The sequence below is a fragment of the Mycobacterium sp. E3247 genome (assembly GCF_001667785.1).
Lineage (GTDB): Bacteria > Actinomycetota > Actinomycetes > Mycobacteriales > Mycobacteriaceae > Mycobacterium.
The window spans coordinates 1-7,309 of sequence record NZ_LZJG01000433.1; the positions used below are offsets into that span (position 1 = coordinate 1).

Genomic DNA, 7,309 nt, shown 5'->3' on the forward strand with positions numbered 1-7,309 from the left:
TCTGGGTATGCACGAGCGCGGCCATCGTCACGTTGTCGATGTATTCCAGGATGTAGGGCGCCAGGCCGCTGCCCACCACCTTGGGCACCGCGGCCATGACCTGGTCGAAGTCGGCGAACGGGGCGAGCACGGTCGCGGCGTGGTCGAGCCGCGGGTGCAGCTTGACGGTCACCTCGGTGGCCAGGGCGAGGGTGCCCTCGGAGCCGACGATGAGCTGCGTCAGGTCGTAGCCGGTGGAGATCTTGGCGATCTTGCCGCCGGTGCGGATGAGCTCGCCGGTGGGCAGCGCCGCCTGCAGCCCGAGCACGTTGTGGCGGGCGACGCCGTACTTGACCGCGTTCATGCCGCCGGCGTTGGTGCCGACGTTGCCGCCGACGCTGGAGGACAGCTCGCCGGGGTGGACCATGTAGCGCAGGCCGGTGTCGGCGGTCGCGGTTTCCAGCTCGGTGAGCGTCACCCCGGGTTGGACGACGGCGACCTGGTTGGTGGTGTCGACCTCGAGGACGGCGTTCATCCGCTCGAAGGAGATCAGCAGCCCGTCGGCCCGGGGGATCGCCCCGCCGGACAGGCCGGTTCCGGATCCGCGGGCCGTCACCGGGATGTTGTTGTCCGAAGCGGCCTTCAGCAGCTGCGAAACCGCCTCCGCGGTGGCCGGTTTGGCGACGTAAGCCGGCCTCTGCGGCGGCTTGGTCAACACCTCGTCGTGCCAGTAGTCCTCGGGGATGGCGTCGCCGGTCAGCAGGTTGTGCTGGCCGACGATCTCGGCGAACCGCGCTGTCATGTCGCTCACAGTGATTCACTGTATGCCGCCGCGGCACCACACGAACATGACAGTGGCCCGACGCACGGTGTTCGTGTCGATGTAACGGGTCGTCACTCCTTGGTGCCGAATGCTGGTGGTGTACCGATAGGAAGGACTTCCATGAGTGTCGCGATGGTCGCCCCCGGTGCCGTCACCCAGCAGCGCGAGGGCGCGACGATCCACATAGCGTTTTCAGGGCGATTCGGGTTTGGCATCGACCAGTGGGCGTACCTGCCATTCGAGGTGCCGGCGGGTGTGCACCGAATCCGTGTCGACACCGCGCATGACGGCTTCGCGGTGGGCGGGCCGGTCCGAAACGTGTTGGATCTAGGTGTCTTTGGCCCCGCCGGCCATGACGTGGGCAATGCGGCCGGGTTCCGTGGGTGGTCAGGGGGAGCGCGCGACGGCTTCGTGATCTCCGGCACGCACGCGACGCCTGGCTATCTTGCCGGCCCGATCGAGCCGGGTCGATGGGCGGTGGCGCTCGGCCCGGTGGTTCTGAGCCCGTGGGGGATGGCCTGGGACGCGCGCGTCGTCCTCGAGCGTGGGCGGCCCGCCCCGGCGGGTGACACCGTCGTCGCCGGTCCGGCGCCGTCGGTCCGCGGTGCCGGGTGGTACCGCGGGGATCTGCATCTGCACACCGTGCACTCGGACGGCCAGCGCCATCCCGGTGAGCTGGTCGAGGCCGCGCACTCGAGCGGGCTGGACTTCATCGTGTCCACCGACCACAACACGAACTCCGCGAACCGGGTGTGGCCCGCATGCCGCACCGGTGGTCTGTTGGTGATTCCCGGCGAGGAGGTCACCACCAGGCATGGGCACTGGCTCGCGGTCGGCCTGCCGCCACACGCCTGGGTCGATTGGCGATACGCGCCGCGTGACCGGGTGTTCGGGCGTTTCGCCGCCGACGTCCGCGACGCCGGCGGCCTGGTGGTCGCCGCCCATCCGGCCGCGCCGGTGCCCGGGTCGTTGTGGGAGTTCGGTTTTGGCGAGGTGGATGCGCTCGAGGTGTGGAACGGCCGGTGGAACCTCGACGATGAAGCGTCGCTTCGCATTTGGCAGCGGCTGCTGTCCGCGGGCCGGCGCGTCGCGGCGGTCGCCGGCAGTGATTCCCACACCCACGAGCAGCCGGTGGGTGCACCGCAGACCGTCGTGCATGCGCGTGAGTTGTCGGTACCCGCGATCATCGAGGGGCTGCGCTGCGGCCGCTCGTACATCGCCCGATCACGGGCCGTCACCGTGGAGTTCACCGCGTCGAGCCCGGACGCCGCCGACGTCGCCGGCCCCGGCCAGACACTGAAGGTTCCGCCCGAGACCCCGGTCACCGTCACGGCGATGGTCACGGGAGCGCCCGGCACAACTGCCACCCTGATCACCGCGGCCGGTTGTGTGGGACGCGCGAGGGTCGGTGGGCCGGCGCGGACCATGCTGCGATGGGCACTCGACGCCGAGTCCGCGCGCTTCGCGCGGCTGGAGCTGCGCGACGCACAACGGCGTCCGCTCGGCGCGATGGTCGCGTTCACCAACCCGATCTGGCTGGCATGAGCGGGTGCGGCCGCGCGGCGGACCGCCGGCGTCGCCCTAGGTTTCGGCTGTGAGACGTTGGGCTATTCCTGAGTTTGCTGGCGGCGGCAACCGCAACAGCGGGGCAACAGCAAGGCGGGATCCAAACGAAGCTCCAACGGACTGACTATCTCCGCGCCCGGGCCACTGATGGAGTGCAGATTGCACCGGGCGGGCTTCTCGGCGACGGTCGGTACGAATTGCGCGGTGTCCTGGGCCGCGGGGCGATGGCCGAGGTGCGTGAGGGCTGGGATCGCAAGCTGGGCCGGCCCGTCGCCATCAAGCTGCTCTATCCCGGGGTGGCCGACCGGCCGGACAGCCGCTTGCGGTTCGACACCGAGGCGCGCGCGGCCGCGCGGCTGACCGGCCGGCACGTGGTGGTGGTCCACGACGTCGGCGAGCATCAGGGGTTGCCGTTCATCGTGATGGAGCGCCTGCCGGGGGTGTCGCTGGCCGACCACATCGCCCGCGGGCCGCTGCCCCCGGCGTTCGTGCACGCCGTCCTCGACGGCGTCCTGGACGCCCTGGCCGAGGCGCATCACGCCGGCATCCTGCACCGCGACGTCAAGCCGGGCAACATCCTGTTCACCGCCGCCGGTGAACCCAAGCTCGCCGATTTCGGCATCGCCAAGACCTCCGGCGCCGCCTACACCAGGGCGGGGGAGGTCGTCGGCAGCATGGCCTATCTGAGTCCCGAGCGGCTGACGTCCAAGCCGGCCACCGTCGCCGACGACCTGTATGCCGTCGGCGTGGTGGGCTACGAGGCGCTGACCGGGCGGCGGCCGTTCCCGCAGGAGGACCTGGGACCGTTGGCGCACGCGATCCTGCACGAGTCGCCGCCGCCGGTGGCGGCGCTGCGCCCGGATGTGCCACCGCCCCTTGCCGCCGCGATCGAACGGGCGATGGCGCGCGACCCGGCCTGGCGGTTCGACCAGGCCGGCGCGATGCGAGCCGCGCTCGCGGGCCGTGCCCCTGCGGCGAGGCCCACCGGCACCCGGGTGATGGAGGTGCCGGTCGCCGCGCCATTGACCTACACGTACGTGGGTGCGCCGCCGGAGCCGGCCACGCCGCGGCGCAAGTGGTGGATGGCGGCGATCGTCGCCGCGTTCGTGCTGGCCCTGCTCCTGTTGGCGATCGACCCGCCGTTCTCGGCGCCGCCGTCCACGCCGGTCAACACCACGACCACGCCAACGCCCCCGCCCACGACGACGACCACCACACCCACCACGACGACGCAGCCGCTGCCGGCGCCACAGGGGCCGCCGCCGCACCCGGGCAAACACAAGGGCGGGCACGGCGGCTGACGCTTGATGTGGGATCGGTAGCCGGCCCGCCCAACTTCAACTGCGGCCTATTCTGGTGCCCGGTGCCGCCGCACGCGTGAGCCGGCGCACGTTAGGTCGGCGGCGGATTGGGGAACCCGCCGGGCTGGACCTGTTGGACGTAGCGAAAGGACTGCCCATTGACCTCGCGGCTTGGCACCCGGTTCGGGCCCTACGAGCTGCGATCACTGATCGGGGCGGGCGCGACGGGCGAGGTCTACCGGGCACACGACACGGTGAGGGACCGGACGGTCGCGGTCAAGCTGTTGCCCGCCGCGATGTCCGCGGATCCCGGCTTCCAGCAACGGTTTCGGCGGGAATGCGCTGTTGCCGCAGGGTTGCGGGAGCCCCACGTCATCCCGATGCACGACTTCGGTGCGATTATCGGGGTTTTCTTCGTCGACATGCATCTGGTCGAGGGCGGCAGCCTCAAGGACCTGCTGCGCGAGCGGGGACCGCTGGAAGCGCCGCGGGCCGCGTCGATCGTCGCGCAGGTGGCGCGGGCGCTGGACGCCGCGCACGCCGCCGGGCTGGTGCACCTGGGTGTCCGGCCGGAACACGTGCTGCTGACTCCCGATCACTTCGCGTATCTCGTCGACTTCGGGATCGGGCACGCCGACCCGTCACGCGTCTACATGGCGCCCGAGCGGTTCACCACCGGCCGCGTCGGGCCCCAGACCGACGTGTACTCCCTGGCATGCCTGCTCTACGAGTGCCTCACCGGTCAGCCGCCGTACGAGACCGCGGACCCCGACGAGCTGAAGACGGCGCACATGCTGTCGCCGGCGCCGCGGCCCAGCATCATGCGGCGCGGCGTCGGCCGGGCCTTCGACGATGTGGTCGCCCGCGGCATGGCCAAACAGCGCACGGCGCGGTTCGGCTCCGCGGGCGAACTCGCCCGCGCGGCCAGCGAGGCCGTGTCCGAGGTGTACGAGCCGGCGGCGGTCAGCGCTGCCGCGGCGCCGCTTCGCACCCGGCCGTTCGAGGCGGTCTATCCGAATCCCGACGACACGGGGGTCACCCCGTATCCGCCTGCTGACGCGCCTCCGCCTGCACCGCCGCATCGGCCGTTTGCCGGCCGCGGCCCGCTGGTGGCGGCCGGGGCGGCGGTGGCGCTGGTGATCGTCGGGCTGATCGTGGCGCTGGTCTCGGCTCTCAGTCAGGGCGGCGCGCCGCCGCCGCGGGCGGCTCAGGCGCCATCACCCGCGCCGTCCAGCACGCCGCCGCCGAAGACGCCGGCGCTGTCGGCTCCGGTGCGGGGCGCCGACGGGTTGGGGTTCGTCGGCGAGACAGCGCGCTGCGACCCGGGGAATCCGCCGGCGGCCGTGGTGCGGACCGCCAAGTCGCTGGCCGTGGTGTGTGAAAACCTCAGCGGCAGTTACTACTACCGCGGCGAGCGGATCAGCGACGGCGCGCACATCGAGCTGTCGAACGCGGAGCGCGCGGGCGACGGGTTCGATGTCACCAATCCGTTGAACGGTGTGCGCTACGAGGTGCGCCCGGATCGGCTGCGGATCATCAGTTTCGGGCACGTCGATTCGTCGGAGCCGGTGCTGCAGTACGCCACCGCGTCCTGATCACCACAGCCGCAGCGCCCACCCGACAAGGGGACCTTGTCCTCTGGCCGTATCCCGGCTGTGGATGGAGACTCGGGTACCTGCAGGTCGTGGAGGTGCAAGGTGGCAGAGCGACGCCGGCTGGGCATCCAGGACGCCCTGTGGCTGGAGATGGACCGCCCCAACAACCTCATGGTCGTCGACACGGTGGTCTGGACGGCCGATCCGCTCGACTGGGGCCGGGTGCGTCAGGTCATCGAGGAGCGGCTCACCAACCGTTATCCCGTGTTCCGCAGCCTGGCGGTCAAGGACTCCGACGGGTCGTGGTGGTGGGAGGTCGACGAGAACTTCGACTTCGGGCAGCACGTCACGATCGTGGACCTCGAGGACCCCGACGACCGCCGCGAGTTGCAGGCACTGGTGGCTAGCCACCACACCGAAATGCTCGACCGGAAAAAGCCCCTCTGGAAAGGCATTTGGGTGAACCGCTACCGGGAGGGTAGCGCGATGATCATGCGGACGCACCACGCCGTCGCCGACGGCATGCGCATGGTCGAGCTGGCGATGAGCCTGTTCGACGCGTCGCCCGAGGGTGGGTCCATCCGCGGTCCCGATGTCGTGCAGCACGCGGCGCGGCCCCACCCGCCGGGCCGGCCGATGAAGGACCGGTTGCGGACCGCGGCGGTACGGGTGGCGGGCACGGCGCGGCGCGCGAGGTCGGTCGTCGATGAGATGCTGGACGACCCGGTCGGACGGGGGACGGACATGGCTGAAGGGGTCGTGAGGGTCGCCGTCGGATTGCCTCGAATTCTTGCGCGTGCCAACGACTTCGGTCGCTTGGCGTTGGAGAACCCGGTGGGCGCCGGCCACACGGTCACGATGTCGGCGCGGGCGACGGTGTCCGACGTCGCCGAGTCCGTCCGCTCCACCATGCGGGCGGCGGTGCCGGGCAGCGGCGCGCTGGTCGACGTGTTCTCGTCCGCGCCCGGTGACGTGGACACGGTCCGCAAACTGCTGATCGGGACTCGTAACGACTCGACCCTGTGGACGGGGGCCGCAGGCCTCGACAAGGCGGTGGCATGGTCGGAGCCGATCCCGCTGGCCAAAGTGAAGGCCGTCGCCAAGGCGAACCGGTGCACGGTCAACGACGTGCTGGTGACGTGTGTGGCCGGAGCGTTGCACGACTACCTCGAGGCCCAACACGCCCGCTGCTCCGCGGTGACCTTCATGGTGCCGGTCAACCTCAAGCCGGTCGACGTGACGCTGCCCGACAATCTCGGAAATGAATTCGCCCTCGTACAACTCGAACTGCCGACCGATGAACCCGATGCCCTGCGAGTGCTGGCCGTGGCCAAGCGGCGGATGAACCGGATCAAGCACGGCCACGAGGCGGCCGTGGCGTTTCGCCTGCAGGAGAGCATCGCCGGGTTCAACAGGCAGCTCTACGAAGCGTCGGTGGGCCTGTTCACCGACCGCACGATCGGCACGCTCACCAACGTGCCCGGCCCGCCGATGCCGGTGTACCTGGCCGGCAGCAAGGTGGAGGGCATCGTCGGGTGGGCACCCGTATCGGGCAACCAGCCCATGAGCTTCGGCATCTTTACCTACAACGGCGACGTGACCGTGGGCATCGCCTGCGACAAAACCCTTGTGCCCGAACATGAGACGATCGTCGAAGGCTTTACCGACGCCTTCGACAGGTTGCTGGCGGCGACTCCTCGGCCAGGCCCGACTGCACGAGCGCGTCGTCGATGAAGCGCTGCACCGGTCGCGAGCGGAAGAATCCGGTGTGACCGCCTGGGTACCACTGGATTTCGGGTTTGCCCCAGTGCTCCCAGAGTCGGGTGACCTGGTCGCGCGGGTGCACCAGTCGGTCGGCGAGGCCGGCGTAGATGAAGCGGCCCTCTTTCGGCACGCGTGGGGTCAGCGCCAGCGGCGAGATCATCCGGCCGAGGGGTTTGGCCGAGTCCATCGTGTGGCGCAGGGCGACGTGGCCGCTGAGGCCGGCGTGGCGGCCGACCAGGTTCACCAGGTCGACGGCCGGCACACCCAGGATCGCGCAGGTG

General features: G+C 70.5%; 5 protein-coding genes and 1 pseudogene. 4 read left to right on the forward strand and 2 right to left on the reverse strand.

The window, feature by feature from the left end:
- Positions 1-790, reverse strand: a 790-nt coding sequence (locus A9X04_RS22140; protein WP_156764480.1) for an FAD-binding oxidoreductase, incomplete at its 3' end; no start/stop codon positions are given.
- A gap of 132 nt (positions 791-922) precedes the next feature.
- Between A9X04_RS22140 and A9X04_RS22145 the strand changes: the two genes are divergently transcribed.
- From A9X04_RS22145 to A9X04_RS22160, 4 genes are all read left to right on the forward strand, one after another.
- On the forward strand, positions 923-2,347 hold the full coding sequence (locus A9X04_RS22145) for a CehA/McbA family metallohydrolase (RefSeq protein WP_156764481.1): 1,425 nt from the start codon (positions 923-925) through the stop codon (positions 2,345-2,347).
- Between the two features lie 173 nt (positions 2,348-2,520).
- The gene (locus tag A9X04_RS22150; protein ID WP_231985796.1) at positions 2,521-3,669 is read left to right on the forward strand and encodes a serine/threonine-protein kinase; all 1,149 of its coding nucleotides are present in this window, start codon (positions 2,521-2,523) and stop codon (positions 3,667-3,669) included.
- A gap of 158 nt (positions 3,670-3,827) precedes the next feature.
- Positions 3,828-5,264 carry a serine/threonine-protein kinase gene (locus A9X04_RS22155; protein ID WP_067925099.1) on the forward strand — a complete coding sequence of 479 codons (1,437 nt, stop codon included), beginning with the start codon at positions 3,828-3,830 and terminating at the stop codon, positions 5,262-5,264.
- 102 nt (positions 5,265-5,366) lie between these two features.
- The gene (locus tag A9X04_RS22160; RefSeq protein WP_067925101.1) at positions 5,367-6,998 is read left to right on the forward strand and encodes a WS/DGAT domain-containing protein; all 1,632 of its coding nucleotides are present in this window, start codon (positions 5,367-5,369) and stop codon (positions 6,996-6,998) included.
- Here A9X04_RS22160 and A9X04_RS31095 read toward each other — a convergent pair.
- A pseudogene (locus A9X04_RS31095) lies at positions 6,925-7,309 on the reverse strand (hypothetical protein); the annotation flags it as partial. The gene A9X04_RS22160 and the pseudogene A9X04_RS31095 overlap by 74 nt on opposite strands.

Coding starts and splice junctions, on each gene's coding strand:
- A9X04_RS22145 (WP_156764481.1), top strand. CDS start 923: ATGAGTGTCGCGATGGTCGCCCCCGGTGCCGTCACCCAGCAGCGCGAG.